11 protein-coding genes and 2 tRNA genes are annotated in these 14,199 nt (G+C 61.3%); 9 read left to right on the forward strand and 4 right to left on the reverse strand.

The genetic code is table 11. The annotated features are described in order from the left end of the window. The first annotated feature begins 45 nt into the window (after positions 1–45). Together AC1RL5_RS19750 and AC1RL5_RS19755 are read left to right on the forward strand one after the other, a co-directional pair. Positions 46–1,338, forward strand: coding sequence for an adenylosuccinate synthase (locus tag AC1RL5_RS19750; RefSeq protein WP_145713733.1), 1,293 nt, complete (start codon positions 46–48; stop codon positions 1,336–1,338). Between the two features lie 139 nt (positions 1,339–1,477). After that, positions 1,478–3,412 (forward strand): methyl-accepting chemotaxis protein, encoded by a 1,935-nt coding sequence (locus AC1RL5_RS19755; RefSeq protein WP_093406886.1) that lies wholly within the window; start codon positions 1,478–1,480, stop codon positions 3,410–3,412. 57 nt (positions 3,413–3,469) lie between these two features. On the opposite strand, the gene AC1RL5_RS19760 is transcribed toward AC1RL5_RS19755, so the two are convergent. The 4 genes from AC1RL5_RS19760 to AC1RL5_RS19775 all read right to left on the reverse strand — a co-directional run bounded on the left by AC1RL5_RS19760 (position 3,470) and on the right by AC1RL5_RS19775 (position 6,584). Then, positions 3,470–5,035 (reverse strand): ABC transporter permease, encoded by a 1,566-nt coding sequence (locus AC1RL5_RS19760; protein WP_011058945.1) that lies wholly within the window; start codon positions 5,033–5,035, stop codon positions 3,470–3,472. Continuing rightward, on the reverse strand, positions 5,035–6,060 hold the full coding sequence (locus tag AC1RL5_RS19765; protein ID WP_072452027.1) for an extracellular solute-binding protein: 1,026 nt from the start codon (positions 6,058–6,060) through the stop codon (positions 5,035–5,037). The genes AC1RL5_RS19760 and AC1RL5_RS19765 overlap by 1 nt, the downstream gene beginning before the upstream one ends. A 185-nt stretch (positions 6,061–6,245) precedes the next feature. Beyond that, a tRNA-Leu gene (locus AC1RL5_RS19770) sits at positions 6,246–6,332 on the reverse strand. A gap of 165 nt (positions 6,333–6,497) precedes the next feature. Further along, a tRNA-Leu gene (locus AC1RL5_RS19775) sits at positions 6,498–6,584 on the reverse strand. A 226-nt stretch (positions 6,585–6,810) separates the two neighbouring features. On the opposite strand from AC1RL5_RS19775, the gene rnr reads away from it, so the two are divergent. The 7 genes from rnr to dnaB all read left to right on the forward strand — a co-directional run bounded on the left by rnr (position 6,811) and on the right by dnaB (position 14,063). Then, positions 6,811–9,438 (forward strand): ribonuclease R, encoded by a 2,628-nt coding sequence (rnr, locus tag AC1RL5_RS19780; RefSeq protein ID WP_011058947.1) that lies wholly within the window; start codon positions 6,811–6,813, stop codon positions 9,436–9,438. Beyond that, on the forward strand, positions 9,435–10,202 hold the full coding sequence (gene rlmB, locus AC1RL5_RS19785; protein ID WP_492589533.1) for a 23S rRNA (guanosine(2251)-2'-O)-methyltransferase RlmB: 768 nt from the start codon (positions 9,435–9,437) through the stop codon (positions 10,200–10,202). Before rnr ends, rlmB begins: the two co-directional genes overlap by 4 nt. 250 nt (positions 10,203–10,452) lie before the next feature. Next, positions 10,453–10,878, forward strand: a complete 426-nt coding sequence (gene rpsF, locus AC1RL5_RS19790) for a 30S ribosomal protein S6 (RefSeq protein WP_011058949.1) — start codon at positions 10,453–10,455, stop codon at positions 10,876–10,878. A gap of 28 nt (positions 10,879–10,906) precedes the next feature. Then, positions 10,907–11,137, forward strand: coding sequence for a 30S ribosomal protein S18 (rpsR, locus tag AC1RL5_RS19795; protein ID WP_002551829.1), 231 nt, complete (start codon positions 10,907–10,909; stop codon positions 11,135–11,137). A gap of 36 nt (positions 11,138–11,173) precedes the next feature. Next, positions 11,174–12,073, forward strand: coding sequence for a hypothetical protein (locus AC1RL5_RS19800; protein WP_011058950.1), 900 nt, complete (start codon positions 11,174–11,176; stop codon positions 12,071–12,073). Between the two features lie 21 nt (positions 12,074–12,094). Then, entirely contained in the window at positions 12,095–12,541 is a 447-nt protein-coding gene (gene rplI / locus AC1RL5_RS19805; RefSeq protein ID WP_007921484.1) for a 50S ribosomal protein L9, read from the forward strand. 124 nt (positions 12,542–12,665) lie between these two features. After that, a complete protein-coding gene (gene dnaB, locus AC1RL5_RS19810; protein ID WP_007921486.1) occupies positions 12,666–14,063 on the forward strand; it encodes a replicative DNA helicase in 1,398 nt (465 codons plus the stop codon). The last annotated feature ends 136 nt before the right edge of the window (positions 14,064–14,199 follow it).

Here is a 14,199-nt window from a genome sequence, read left to right on the forward strand (position 1 = left end):
CCGGCGGCTGCCGGCACCAAGTTTGCGCGAATGAGGACAAGTGTTATGGGTAAGAATGTCGTAGTCCTGGGCACCCAATGGGGTGATGAGGGCAAAGGCAAGATCGTTGATCTGCTGACCGAACATGCCGCCGCCGTAGTGCGCTACCAAGGTGGCCACAACGCTGGCCACACCCTGGTGATCGACGGTGAGAAGACCGTCCTGCACCTGATTCCGTCCGGTGTGCTGCGCGAAGGCGTGCAGTGCCTGATCGGTAACGGTGTGGTGGTAGCTCCGGATGCCTTGATGCGTGAAATCGTCAAGCTGGAAGAGAAGGGTGTGCCGGTGCGCGAGCGCCTGCGTATCAGCCCGTCCTGCCCGCTGATCCTGTCCTATCACGTGGCCCTGGACCAGGCCCGCGAGAAAGCCCGTGGCGAGCAGAAGATCGGTACCACCGGCCGCGGCATTGGCCCGGCTTACGAAGACAAGGTTGCACGTCGTGGCCTGCGCATCGGCGATCTGTTCCACCGCGAGCGTTTCGCCGCCAAGCTGGGCGAACTGCTGGACTACCACAACTTCGTTCTGGTGAATTACTACAAAGAGCCGGCCATCGACTTCCAGAAGACCCTGGACGAGTGCATGGAATACGCCGAACTGCTCAAGCCGATGATGCTCGACGTGACTGCCGAGCTGCACCAGCTGCGCCGCGCCGGCAAGGACATCATGTTCGAAGGCGCCCAGGGTTCGTTGCTGGACATCGACCACGGCACCTACCCGTACGTCACCAGCTCCAACACCACTGCTGGTGGTATCGCGACCGGTTCGGGCGTGGGTCCGATGTACCTGGACTACATCCTGGGCATCACCAAGGCCTATACCACTCGCGTAGGCTCGGGCCCGTTCCCGACCGAGCTGTTCGACGACATCGGCGCTTTCCTGGCCAAGCGTGGTCATGAGTTCGGCGCCACCACCGGCCGCGCTCGTCGCTGCGGCTGGTTCGATGCCGTGATCCTGCGTCGCGCCATCGACGTCAACAGCATCTCGGGCCTGTGCCTGACCAAGCTGGACGTTCTGGACGGCCTGGAAACCATCAATATCTGTGTCGGCTACAAGAACCAGGATGGTGCAGTCATCGACGCGCCAACCGACGCCGACAGCTACATCGGCCTGGAGCCGGTGTACGAGCAGATGCCGGGCTGGAGCGAGTCGACCCTGGGTGCCAAGACCCTGGAAGAGCTGCCTGTTGCGGCCCAGGCTTACATCAAGCGCATCGAAGAGTTGGTCGGCGCGCCGATCGACATTATTTCGACAGGCCCGGACCGCAACGAGACCATCGTTCTGCGTCATCCGTTCGCTTGATAAGTCGTTGATGTAAAAAACAAAGGGCCCTTAATCGGGCCCTTTGTCGTTTCTGCCTGCCACGCGGCACGACCCTTGCTGTGAAATCCACTTCTAGAGTGCCATCAGAATAATGGCGTCAAAAGTAGAGGGATTTCCTGTGTCGGCCGTTCTCTCACTGTTACAAAGCCGTTTACTACGGCCTGTGTTCGTTACTCTCGGTATCGCCCTTTTGGTGCAAGTGCTGGTAGCGGTTGCCCTGACTCGGAGCACAGTGACTGCCCTCGAGGCGGATCTGGCTTCGCGCCTGGGCGGCGACAGCCAGAAATTGGCTGGCGAGCTCGAGCAGGCGGGCAAAGAAGTCACCTCCAGTCTGGAGAGTCTTTCCAGCAGTACCCGCCAACGCCTCACGGCCGGCCTGTCTTCGCGTCTCAAGGAAGAACAGGTACAGCTGCGTGCGGCGCTGGAGAAGGACCTGAAGGACTCTGCCAATGACATGGCTCAGTTGCTGGCCTCCGTGGCGCCTCGCGCCATGTGGGACAGTGATGTGCCGACCTTGTCCGAGTTCGCCCGACGGGCTCAGCGCAACCCCAATGTGTTGTTCGTGGTTTATGACGATGCGGCGGGAGAGCACCTGACCCGCTACCTGAATCGTGAAAACCCGATCAACAAGGCGCTGCTGGAAAAGGGCAAGGGCGACCGGGCGCTGGACAAGGTCCTGGATGCAGCGAAGAACGATCCTTCGGTGTACTACCTTGAAGCCTCGATCAATCCCAATGGCGTGGAAATCGGCAAGGTGCTGATGGGAGTCTCCACCGCGTCGGTGGAGGCCGATATCGCCGCCCTGGATCAGCGCTTCAGTGCCTTGATTGCCAGCAGCGATCAGTTGGTTGGCGACAGCCTCAAGGGAGCTTCTGCCGACAGCTCGGCGGCCATGCGCTCGCGCTTGCAGTCGGCCCAGGGTACGGCGGCACAGATGCAGGCCAATACCGCGAGCACGGTGCAGGAGGCGGCGACTACCTTGCGCTGGCAGATCGGCGTCGGCCTGGCGCTGGTTGGCCTGGCCCTGCTGCTGTTGCTGGCAGTGGTGCTGGGGCGTCGCGTGGTGAGCAAGCTGCATTTGCTGATCGCTGCGCTCAATGACCTGGCAGCGGGCGAAGGTGATCTGACCAAGCGTGTGCCGCTCAACAGCAATGATGAGATTGGCGATATGGCCTCGGCGGTGAATCGCTTTGTGGATAAGTTGCAGCCCATCGTGCGGGAAGCGGGGGATGTGGCCCAGCGCACAGGCGTCGAGATCGGCGCCATGAGCCAGCGTAATGCCGGGGCTGATGCCGCAGCCGAAGCGCAGCGTGATGAGGTGGCAGAGAGCCTGCGGGCGTTGTCGCAGATGGCCGATGAAGCCCAGGCGGAAAGCCAGGCGATGCAGGCCGCACTGCAGCAGGTGGTGGAGATTCGTCAGGCGACGGACGAGACTACCCGCACCTCTGAGCAGGTCGGCAGCCTGATCGAGGCGCTGGCGGGGCAAGTGGATACCGGGGCCAAGGTGATCGAGCGCCTGGCCCAGCAGAGCGAGCAGATCGAGGTGGTGCTGACGGTGATCCATGGCATTGCCGAGCAAACCAACCTGCTGGCATTGAACGCTGCGATCGAGGCCGCGCGCGCCGGCGAGACCGGGCGCGGATTTGCCGTGGTGGCGGATGAGGTGCGGGCCCTGGCCAGCAAGACGCAAAGCTCCACTGGCGATATCCAGGCCCATATCGGTGCCCTGCAGCAGGGCGCGCGGGAGGCCGTAGCGGCTATCGGTCAGGCCGGGCGTCAGGCCAGCGAGGGCTTGCTGGTGCTGCGCGACAGTGCTCGCCTGCAACAATCGGTGCAGTCTTCGGTAGAGCAGGTGCACGCCGCGATTGGCCTGGCCACGCAGGCTGCGGCTCATCAGGCGCAGGGCGCGCAGGCGGTGCGTGGGCGGGTGGAAACCATCCATGCCCAGGCCGAGCGGGCGGCTCAGGCCGTGGTAGAAACCACCGCCAGCGGCAAGGTACTGGACAGCCTGGCGGCGCAGCTCAAGGCCAGCCTCGGTCAGTTCCGCGCCTGATGCCTGGCCGGCAAGCCGGCTCCTGCCACCTTACTGCAGGAGCCGGCTTGCCACCTCTCAGCGACTCAAATACATCCGCGTTGTCAGCAGATAGACCGGTAGCCCTGACACCAGTATCAACAGCGCCGCATAAGGTGCCGCCGCTGCAAACTCCACATTCGCCGTATGCGCCCACACTTCTGTGGCCAGGGTGTTGAGCCCGGTTGGGCTGAGCAGCAGGGTCGCTGTCAGTTCCTTCATCGCATCCAGAAAGACCAGGGCGAATGCCGCGCCCAGCGCCGGGAAGATGATCGGCAGGGTCACTCGGCAAAAGGCGCTGAACGACGATGCGCCGAGGGTTCTTGCCGCTTCTTCCAGCTGTGGTGCGGCCTTGTTCAGCGCGGTGCGGATCGGCGCCTGGGCGAGGGGCAGGAATAGTAGGGCATAGGCAATCAGCAGCAGCGCCGAGGTCTGGTACAGCACCGGCACATAGTGCAGCGCGAAATACACCAGGGTCAGGGCGATCACCAGCCCTGGCAGGGCATGCAGCAGATAGGGCAGGCGCTCTGCCCAGATGGCCAGGCGCCCCTTGTAGCGCACCACCAGCAGGCCCACCGGCACTGCCAGCACCAGGCACAGGCCGGCGCCGCCCAGGGACAGGGCCAGTGAAGACAGCAATGCTTCGCTGATTGCCGCGACGGGGAAGGCTGCCGATGAACCGACGGCCAGCCAATAGGCAAGCATGCCCAGGGGTACACCGCTGCCGATCAGCGCCAGCATCAGGCAGTAAAGCTGTCCGCCTATGCTCCAGCGTCCCAGGCGTACCTGTTCGGCGTGCCTGGCTGCGCCCTGGCCGGTGCGTACATGGCGGCCCTTGCCGCGGACGCGCAGTTCCAGCCCCAGCAGCAGCAGGCACAGCGCCAACAACACGGCCGACAGCATGGCGGCGTTGGCATTGCTGAACTCCAGCTCGAATTGCTGGTAGATGGCGGTGGTGAAGGTCTGCAGGCCGATGATCGACAGGGCACCGAATTCCACCAGCATATGCAGGGCAATCAGCAGCGAGCCGGCCAGCAATGAAGGCCAGAGCAAGGGCAAGGTGATCTTGAAGAACACGCCCCAGCGATTTTGCCCCAGGGTCCGCGCCGATTCCTCCAGGGAGGGGTCGAGATTGCGCAGGGTGGCCGCCACCGGTAGGAACACCAGCGGGTATTTGGACAGGGTCATCACCAGGATCGCGCCGCCCAGTCCTTCGAACCCGGCGCTCAGGGATACCCAAGTGAAGCTGCTGACAAAGGCCGGTACGGCGAAGGGCAAGCACAGCACCACGCCCCAGATCCGCCTTCCCGGCAAATCGCTGCGTTCCAGCAGCCAGGCCAGGGACAGGCCGAGCACGGCGCAGGCAAGGGTCACCCCGAGCATCAGCAGCAGGGTATTGCTCAGCAGGCGCAACACATAGGGGCGCCACAGCAGGTGCAGGGCTTCAGCCCAGCCGGCCTGCCAGGCCTTGAGGCCGACATATAACAGTGGCAACAGGCTCAGGCAGACCAGTAGCAGGACTGGCAGCAGTAGCCAGATCGAAGGCCGCTTGCGCCTCGGCACAAAGGTGGTGCGCAAGGCGGAAGCGGATGGCGATGGATTCATCAGTTCAGGCCGACGTCACGTTCCAGGTCCAGGGCTTCCTCGGCATTGCCGAGATCGGCTGGGGTCACCTTCGGGGCTTCCAGTTCATTGAAGGGCTTGAGTCCGCGATCGGACTGCATGCCTTTATGCAGTGGGTACTCGGCCGTGGTCTGGGTAATCACCCGCTGGCCTTCTTCGCTGGCCATGTAGGCCAGAAGTTGCTGGGCCTCTTTCGGATGCTTGCTGGACTTGAGTACGGCTGCGCTGGACACGGTGATCAGGCCGCCGACGTCGCCGCCCGTGAAGTAGTGCAGTTTTGAGTCGAGCTGGCCTTTTTCCCGTTGCAGGGCAAACCAGTAGTAGTTGTTCACAAGGACCGTGGCCACTTCGCCGTTTTCCACGGCTTTGAGGGCCACCATGTTGTTGCTGTAGACCTTGCCGAAAGCCCGCAGGCCGGTCAGCCATTCTTCGGCAGCATCCTTGCCGTGCATCTTGATGATGGCCACGGCCTGTTCCTGGAAGGCGCCGCTGGTGGGCACGAAGCCAACCTTGCCTTGCCACTGCGGCTGGGAGAATTCCATCACCGACTTGGGCAGATCTTTTTCGTCGATCAGTTTCGGGTTGAAGGCGACGACTCGTACGCGCGCGGTGACACCGATCCAGGTACCGTTGCCCGCAACATATTCCTTGGGCAGCACGGCCAGGGTCGTGGCGTCGGTCTGGGCCAGCAGGCCCTGCTCGCCGAGTTTGTTCAGGGGAGGGGATTCTTCGGTGTAGATCACATCAGCTGGGGAGCGGTCGCCTTCTTCGACAACCTGGCTGGCCAGTTGATTGCTGCTGCCCTTGCGGACATTCACATGGATGCCGGTTTTGGCTTCGAAAGCCTTGGCTACCGCGTCGCCGACTTCCTTGTGCTGACCGTTGTACAGGGTCAGGGAAACCGGATCGGCTGCCTGGGTGAAGGGGGATGCCAGGGTCAGCCCCAGCAAAGTGATGGTCAAGCCACGCAGAAGGGATGTTGGAAGGAGGGTATTTCTGAACATCATTCGCAGGTTTCCTCACTGTAGTGCCGCAAAAACTTGTAACAATCATAAACGATATCGTTTCTCATGTGCGCTTTGCGGATGCGGAGGAAGGTGATGGCGCGGGGAAATATCAGGGGGCAGAAACGCAAAAACCCGCTTTCGCGGGTTTTTGTGAGACTTGAAAGCGATGCTCTCAAGTTTTGAATTGGTGCCCAGAAGAAGACTCGAACTTCCACGACCTTGCGGTCACCAGCACCTGAAGCTGGCGTGTCTACCAATTTCACCATCTGGGCAGTATCGACGTCGTCGCCGTGTCGATGGAGCGCACTATACGGACAGCGTTTTGATCTGTAAACCCCTGTTTTGGTTTTATTAAATCAAACACTTAGAATGCAAAAACCCGCTTTCGCGGGTTTTTGTTCGAGCCTTGAAACTGATCTAATCTCAAGCTCTTGAATTGGTGCCCAGAAGAAGACTCGAACTTCCACGGCCTTGCGGCCACCAGCACCTGAAGCTGGCGTGTCTACCAATTTCACCATCTGGGCAGTATCGCTGACGTCTCCGTCGTCGATGGCGCGCACTATACGGAGGCTCTTTTAAGCTGTAAACCCCAGATTTCAAAAAAGATTGAAAAAAGTCTCCGGCGGTATGCGTGACGATGTTTCTGAGGCGATGGCGAGGATTATTCCCAGGTTGTCTGAGCCTGAAATTTCCCGTTTCAATACGCGTATGCCAAACTAACCCGCATATAGACAAGGTGAAATTTATCTAATGGCCGATTGGCAGTCCCTCGATCCCGAGGCCGCTCGTGAAGCGGAAAAATACGAAAACCCTATTCCTAGCCGCGAACTCATCCTTCAGCATCTTGCTGACCGGGGTTCGCCTGCTAGTCGCGAGCAGTTGGTAGAAGAGTTCGGTCTGACCACGGAAGACCAGCTGGAAGCCCTGCGCCGCCGCCTGCGCGCCATGGAGCGCGACGCTCAACTGATCTATACCCGCCGCGGCACCTATGCGCCGGTGGACAAGCTCGACCTGATTCTCGGCCGTATCAGCGGTCACCGCGACGGCTTCGGCTTCCTGGTGCCGGATGACGGCAGCGACGACCTGTTCATGAGCCCGGCGCAAATGCGCCTGGTATTCGATGGCGACCGCGCCCTGGCGCGGGTTTCCGGCCTGGATCGTCGTGGCCGTCGCGAAGGCGTGATCGTCGAAGTGGTGTCCCGTGCCCACGAAAGCATCGTCGGTCGCTACTTCGAAGAAGGTGGCATTGGTTTCGTGGTGGCAGACAACCCGAAGATCCAGCAGGAAGTGCTGGTAACGCCGGGGCGCAATGCCAATGCCAAGATCGGTCAGTTCGTCGAAGTGAAAATCACTCACTGGCCGACGCCGCGCTTCCAGCCGCAAGGCGATGTGGTGGAAGTGGTGGGCAACTACATGGCACCGGGCATGGAAATCGACGTTGCCCTGCGCACCTACGATATTCCTCATGTCTGGCCAGAGGCGGTGCTCAAGGAAGCCGGCAAGCTCAAGCCCGAAGTGGAAGAGAAGGACAAAGAGAAGCGCATCGACCTGCGTGATCTGCCTTTCGTCACCATCGACGGCGAAGACGCCCGCGACTTCGACGACGCCGTTTTCTGCGAAGCCAAGCCCGGCAAGCTGCGCCTGTTCGGTGGTGGCTGGAAGCTGTATGTGGCGATTGCCGACGTCTCCAGTTACGTGAAGATCGGTTCGGCTCTGGATGCCGAAGCCCAGGTGCGCGGCAACTCGGTGTACTTCCCCGAGCGGGTGATCCCGATGCTGCCCGAGCAACTGTCCAACGGCCTGTGCTCGCTGAACCCGAAAGTCGATCGCCTGGCCATGGTTTGCGAGATGACCATCTCCAAGTCCGGCGAGATGACCGATTACCAGTTCTACGAGGCGGTGATCCACTCCAAGGCGCGCCTGACCTACAACAAGGTCAGCACCATGCTCGAGCAGCCGAAAACCAGCGAAGCCAAGCAGTTGCGCGGTGAATACGGCGATGTCCTGCCGCACCTGAAGCAGCTGTATGCGCTGTACAAGGTCTTGCTGGGGGCTCGCCATACCCGGGGCGCCATCGACTTCGAGACCCAGGAAACCCGGATCATCTTCGGTTCCGAGCGCAAGATCGCCGAAATTCGTCCGACTACCCGCAATGATGCACACAAGCTGATCGAGGAATGCATGCTGGCGGCCAACGTGGCCACCGCCGAGTTCCTCAAGAAGCACGAGATTCCGGCCCTGTACCGGGTGCACGATGGTCCGCCGCCGGAGCGTCTGGAAAAACTGCGCGCCTTCCTCGGCGAACTGGGCCTGTCCCTGCATAAGGGCAAGGATGGCCCGACGCCGAAGGACTACCAGGCATTGCTGGAAACCATCAAGGACCGTCCGGATTACCACCTGATCCAGACCGTGATGCTGCGCTCCCTGAGCCAGGCGGTGTACAGCGCTGATAACCAGGGCCACTTCGGCCTGAATTACGAAGCCTATACCCACTTCACTTCGCCGATCCGCCGCTACCCGGACCTGTTGACCCATCGGGCCATCCGCAGCGTCATCCACTCCAAGCAGGACACGCCGCACGTGCGCCGCGCCGGGGCGATGACCATTCCGAAGGCGCGTATCTATCCGTACGACGAAGCGACCCTGGAGCAGCTCGGCGAGCAGTGCTCGATGAGCGAGCGCCGTGCCGATGAGGCTACGCGGGACGTAGTGAACTGGCTCAAGTGCGAGTTCATGAAGGATCGTGTGGGCGAGTCCTTCCCGGGTGTGATCACCGCGGTGACCGGTTTCGGCCTGTTCGTCGAGTTGACCGACATCTACGTCGAGGGCCTGGTGCACGTCACCGCCTTGCCGGGGGACTACTACCACTTCGACCCTGTGCATCACCGCCTGGCGGGCGAGCGCACCGGTCGCAGCTTCCGCCTGGGCGATACCGTGGAAGTGCGGGTCATGCGCGTCGACCTGGACGAGCGCAAGATCGATTTCGAAATGGCCGAGAAGACCATCAACGCACCGATCGGCCGCAAGAAGCGTGGCGCCGCGGACGCACCTGCCAGCAAGGTCGTGGAAGAGCCGGCTCCAGCCAAGGCGGGGCGTCGCAGCTCCGCCAAGGAAAAGGCGGTCGAGGCTTATCGCCCAAGCGATGCTGCAGCGAAAAACGCCGAAGTGCGCAAAAGCCGCGAAATGAAGCGGGCGCTGCTGGCCGAAGCCAAGGGCGGTGGTAAAGCGACGTCTGCGGGAAAGTCCGGTAAGCCGGCGCCCTCGCGCGCTGGCGAAAAGCCCGCCAAGCCGAGCAAACATCGTAAAGGTCCGCCCAAGGCGGGCTCCGCTTCCGGCGCTAAAAGCGGCGGGGCGCGCAAACCTAAGGCCAAGTCATGAGTCAGTTGGAAAAGATCTACGGCGTGCATGTCGTAGAAGCGTTGCTGCGTCACCATCCCAAGCGGGTCAAGCAGATCTGGTTGGCTGAAGGGCGCAGTGATCCACGGGTTCAGGTTCTGGTGGACCTGGCTGCGCAGAACCGTGTTTCGGTTGGCCAGGCCGAGCGTCGTGAGATGGACGCATGGGTTGAAGGCGTGCACCAGGGCGTAGTGGCGGAAGTCAGCCCGAGCCAGGTGTGGGGCGAGGCCATGCTCGACGAGCTGCTGGACCGTACCGAAGGCGCGCCGTTGCTGCTGGTGCTGGACGGTGTGACCGACCCGCATAACCTCGGGGCCTGCCTGCGTACTGCCGATGCGGCCGGTGCCCTGGCAGTGCTGGTGCCCAAGGACAAGTCGGCGACCCTGACTCCGATCGTGCGCAAAGTGGCCTGCGGCGCCGCCGAAGTGATTCCGCTGGTAGCCGTGACCAACCTGGCCCGCACCCTGGAGAAGCTCCAGCAGCGTGGGCTGTGGATCGTCGGCACCGCCGGCGAGGCCGAACAGGAACTGTACGACCAGGACCTGACCGGCCCGACCATCATCATCATGGGGGCCGAAGGCAAGGGCATGCGTCGCCTGACCCGCGAGCACTGCGACTACCTGGTACGCCTGCCGATGGCCGGCAGCGTCAGCAGCCTCAACGTCTCCGTGGCCACGGGCGTATGCCTGTTCGAAGCCATGCGCCAGCGCGGTGCCAAGGCCAAGGCCGGCGCCAAGAAAGCCTGACCCACAGTTGTAGGAGCCGGTCTGCCGGCGAGGCGCATGCTGCCGTCCATCGTCGGCATGCCGGCTCCCGCAGGTGGTTGTTCAAATAATCACCAATTGCCTTGCGCCGCTGTTCCCCCTTCTCTACAATTGCGCCCCTTGCCGTGACGGCAGGCGCATATGTGCCTACTACCAGGCAAGACACACCAGTGTCATTCACTCCTTGTCTGACCGCTTATAGGCGGCAGGCTACAACCCGTAAGGAGCATTCATGCGTCATTACGAAATCATCTTTTTGGTCCACCCGGATCAAAGCGAGCAAGTCGGCGGCATGGTTGAGCGTTACACCAAGCTGATCGAAGAAGACGGCGGCAAAATCCACCGTCTGGAAGACTGGGGCCGTCGTCAACTGGCCTACGCAATCAACAATGTTCACAAGGCTCACTACGTGATGCTGAACGTTGAGTGCACCGGTAAAGCCCTGGCTGAGCTGGAAGACAACTTCCGTTACAACGATGCTGTGATCCGTAACCTGGTCATCCGTCGCGAAGAAGCCATCACTGGCCAATCCGAGATGCTCAAGGCTGAAGAAAACCGCAGTGAGCGCCGTGAGCGTCGTGACCGTCCTGAGCATGCTGACAGCGCCGATGGCGATGACAGCGACAACAGCGACGCCAGCGATAACGCTGACGAGTAATCCACGGACCTTTTGAGGAGCCAATTACATGGCACGTTTCTTCCGTCGTCGTAAATTCTGCCGCTTCACCGCTGAAGACGTGAAAGAGATCGATTACAAAGATCTCAACACTCTGAAAGCCTACGTATCCGAGACCGGCAAAATCGTTCCAAGCCGCATCACCGGTACCAAAGCTCGTTATCAGCGTCAGCTGGCCACCGCTATCAAGCGCGCCCGCTTCCTGGCCCTGCTGGCCTACACCGACAGCCACGGCCGCTGAGATCGGGCAGTCGACAAGTAGTAAGGGATTGAATGCATGCGCGCCTTAGCTGAGTTCATCATGCGCGGTCGTATGCAGGCCACTCTGGTAGTGGCTGGCTGTTCGGCATTGCCGTTGTTGTATTGGTTGGGTGCTGCCGCCGGAAGCCTGGTGCTTCTGCGGCGCGGATTGAAGGATGCCCTTGGCGTCCTCGCTCTGGGAGTGCTGCCAGCTTTGCTCTGGTGGCTGACGTTCGATGACCCGCGGGCACTTCTGGTGCTGCTGGGTTCTTCGAGTCTTGCGTTGGTTTTGCGCGCAAGCGAGTCCTGGAGCCGCGTGCTGCTGGTCAGCATAGCGATGGGGTTGGTGTTTGCTGGAGTCCTGGGTGCGGCTTTCCGCCCTCAGATCGAAGCGCTGTCACAGGAATTGATAAAAATCCTGCCGATGGCCTTGGGTGAGGTCTACCAGCAGCTATCGGTTGAAGAGCGAGCTCGTCTTGCCACGCTGATTGCACCGATCCTGACCGGCCTGATAGCGGCCCTGTTGCAAGCCATCAGCGTGCTGAGCCTGATTCTTGGGCGTTACTGGCAGGCTGTGTTGTATAACCCGGGTGGTTTTGGTCGCGAGTTTCGCGCCATCAGAATCCCTCTTGGGCCAGCGATGTTGCTGCTGGCGTGCATGCTGGTGGGGCCGAACTTCGGACCTCAACTAGCCATGCTGACGCCAATGTGCAGTGTCCCGCTGGCTTTTGCCGGGCTGGCCCTGATTCACGGGCTGGTGGCACAAGGGCGACTGGCCAGGTTCTGGCTGGTGGGGTTGTACGTCACGCTGTTGCCGTTCATGCAGCTGATCTATCCGTTGCTCGTGGTCCTGGCCATTGTCGACAGTCTGGTTGATTTTCGCGGTCGTTTGGCGCCGAAAGACGCTGATAACGGCTCTGCGAACGGTGAAGGTTAAAAGTTAAGAGGTTATTACCAAATGGAACTGATCCTGCTGGAAAAAATCGCCAACCTGGGCAACCTGGGCGATAAGGTAAACGTTAAGGCTGGTTACGGCCGTAACTACCTGCTGCCTTTCGGCAAAGCCACCGCTGCTACCGCTGCCAACCTGGCTGCGTTCGAAGCGCGTCGTGCCGAGCTGGAAAAACTGGCTGCAGAGAAGAAGGCTTCTGCCGAAACTCGCGCTGCGCAACTGGCTGAGCTGGAAGTGACCATCACTGCCACCGCCGGTGACGAAGGCAAGCTGTTCGGTTCGATCGGCACCCACGACATCGCTGATGCACTGACCGCCTCGGGCGTTGAAGTGGCAAAAAGCGAAGTTCGTCTGCCGAACGGCACCATCCGCAACGTAGGTGAATTCGACGTAGCCGTGCACCTGCACGCTGAAGTTGAAGCAACCGTACGCGTTGTCGTGGTGGCTGCTTAAGCAGTACCAAATCGTCTGGCACCTTGTGTGGCTGACGGTTAACATCGGGCACGATCCTGTTTACAGGTCGTGCCCTTTGTCTTTCTGCTGATCCTGATTTTCATCCCCCGAATTCCAAGTGGCCATGAACGATATCTCCGCTCCCGAGCAATACGATCTGCAAACCGCTGCCCTGAAGGTGCCGCCGCACTCCATCGAGGCCGAACAGGCCGTGCTCGGTGGTCTGATGCTGGACAACAACGCCTGGGAACGTGTGTTGGATCAAGTGTCCGACGGCGATTTCTACCGGCATGACCACCGTTTGATCTTCCGCGCCATCGCCAAGCTGGCCGACCAGAACATGCCCATCGACGTGGTCACCCTGTCCGAGCAACTGGACAAGGAAGGCCAGACTTCACAGGTCGGCGGTCTGGGCTACCTGGGCGAGCTGGCGAAGAACACACCGTCGGTGGCCAACATCAAGGCCTATGCGCAGATCGTTCGCCAGCGGGCCACCCTGCGCCAGCTGATCGGCATCAGCACGGAGATCGCCGACAGTGCCTTCAACCCGGAAGGGCGCACCGCCGAAGAGATTCTCGACGAGGCCGAGCGGCAAATCTTCCAGATCGCCGAAGCGCGGCCCAAGACCGGCGGCCCGGTGGGGGTCAACGAACTGCTGACCAAGGCCATCGACCGCATCGATACCCTGTTCAATACGGACAACGCCATCACCGGCCTGTCCACCGGCTATACCGATCTCGACGAGAAGACCAGCGGCCTGCAGCCGGCCGACTTGATCATCGTCGCCGGCCGTCCGTCCATGGGTAAGACCACCTTCGCCATGAACCTGGTGGAGAACGCGGTACTGCGCAGCGACAAGGCGGTGCTGGTGTACTCCCTGGAGATGCCAGGTGAATCGCTGATCATGCGTATGCTCTCCTCCCTGGGCCGCATCGACCAGACCAAGGTCCGTTCCGGCCAGCTGGAAGACGACGACTGGCCACGCCTGACCTCGGCGGTCAACCTGCTCAACGACCGCAAGCTGTTCATCGACGACACCGCGGGCATCAGCCCCTCGGAGATGCGTGCGCGGACCCGGCGTCTGGTGCGTGAGCACGGCGATATCGCCCTGATCATGATCGACTACCTGCAGCTCATGCAGATTCCAGGCTCCAGCGGCGACAACCGGACCAACGAGATTTCCGAGATTTCCCGGTCCCTGAAGGCCCTGGCCAAGGAGTTCAACTGCCCGGTAGTGGCCCTGTCCCAGCTCAACCGCTCCCTGGAGCAACGTCCCAACAAGCGCCCGGTGAACTCCGACTTGCGGGAATCCGGAGCGATCGAGCAGGACGCCGACGTGATCATGTTCGTCTACCGGGACGAGGTGTATCACCCGGAAACCGAGCACAAGGGCATTGCCGAGATCATCATCGGCAAGCAGCGGAACGGCCCCATCGGCTTTATCCGCCTGGCGTTCATCGGCAAGTACACCCGCTTCGAGAACCTCGCCCCGGGCAGCTACAACTTCGACGACGACGAATAACGGCGCCAGCCATGGTGGTTGGCCGGCTCTGGTGGGGCAGCGTGCTCCCGCTGGAGCAAGCTGCGGCCCCAAGGCCGATCGGCGTCTTGCTCCAGATATATTGTCGCCACCGACTCTGCGTCTGCTGCGCAGGCGA

This window comes from Pseudomonas sp. GW822-FHT06D10 (assembly GCF_058799535.1).

Coding starts and splice junctions, on each gene's coding strand:
- AC1RL5_RS19750 (WP_145713733.1), top strand. CDS start 46: ATGGGTAAGAATGTCGTAGTCCTGGGCACCCAATGGGGTGATGAGGGC.
- AC1RL5_RS19760 (WP_011058945.1), bottom strand. CDS start 5,035: ATGAATCCATCGCCATCCGCTTCCGCCTTGCGCACCACCTTTGTGCCG.
- AC1RL5_RS19765 (WP_072452027.1), bottom strand. CDS start 6,060: ATGATGTTCAGAAATACCCTCCTTCCAACATCCCTTCTGCGTGGCTTG.
- rnr (WP_011058947.1), top strand. CDS start 6,811: ATGGCCGATTGGCAGTCCCTCGATCCCGAGGCCGCTCGTGAAGCGGAA.
- rlmB (WP_492589533.1), top strand. CDS start 9,435: ATGAGTCAGTTGGAAAAGATCTACGGCGTGCATGTCGTAGAAGCGTTG.
- rpsF (WP_011058949.1), top strand. CDS start 10,453: ATGCGTCATTACGAAATCATCTTTTTGGTCCACCCGGATCAAAGCGAG.
- rpsR (WP_002551829.1), top strand. CDS start 10,907: ATGGCACGTTTCTTCCGTCGTCGTAAATTCTGCCGCTTCACCGCTGAA.
- AC1RL5_RS19800 (WP_011058950.1), top strand. CDS start 11,174: ATGCGCGCCTTAGCTGAGTTCATCATGCGCGGTCGTATGCAGGCCACT.
- rplI (WP_007921484.1), top strand. CDS start 12,095: ATGGAACTGATCCTGCTGGAAAAAATCGCCAACCTGGGCAACCTGGGC.
- dnaB (WP_007921486.1), top strand. CDS start 12,666: ATGAACGATATCTCCGCTCCCGAGCAATACGATCTGCAAACCGCTGCC.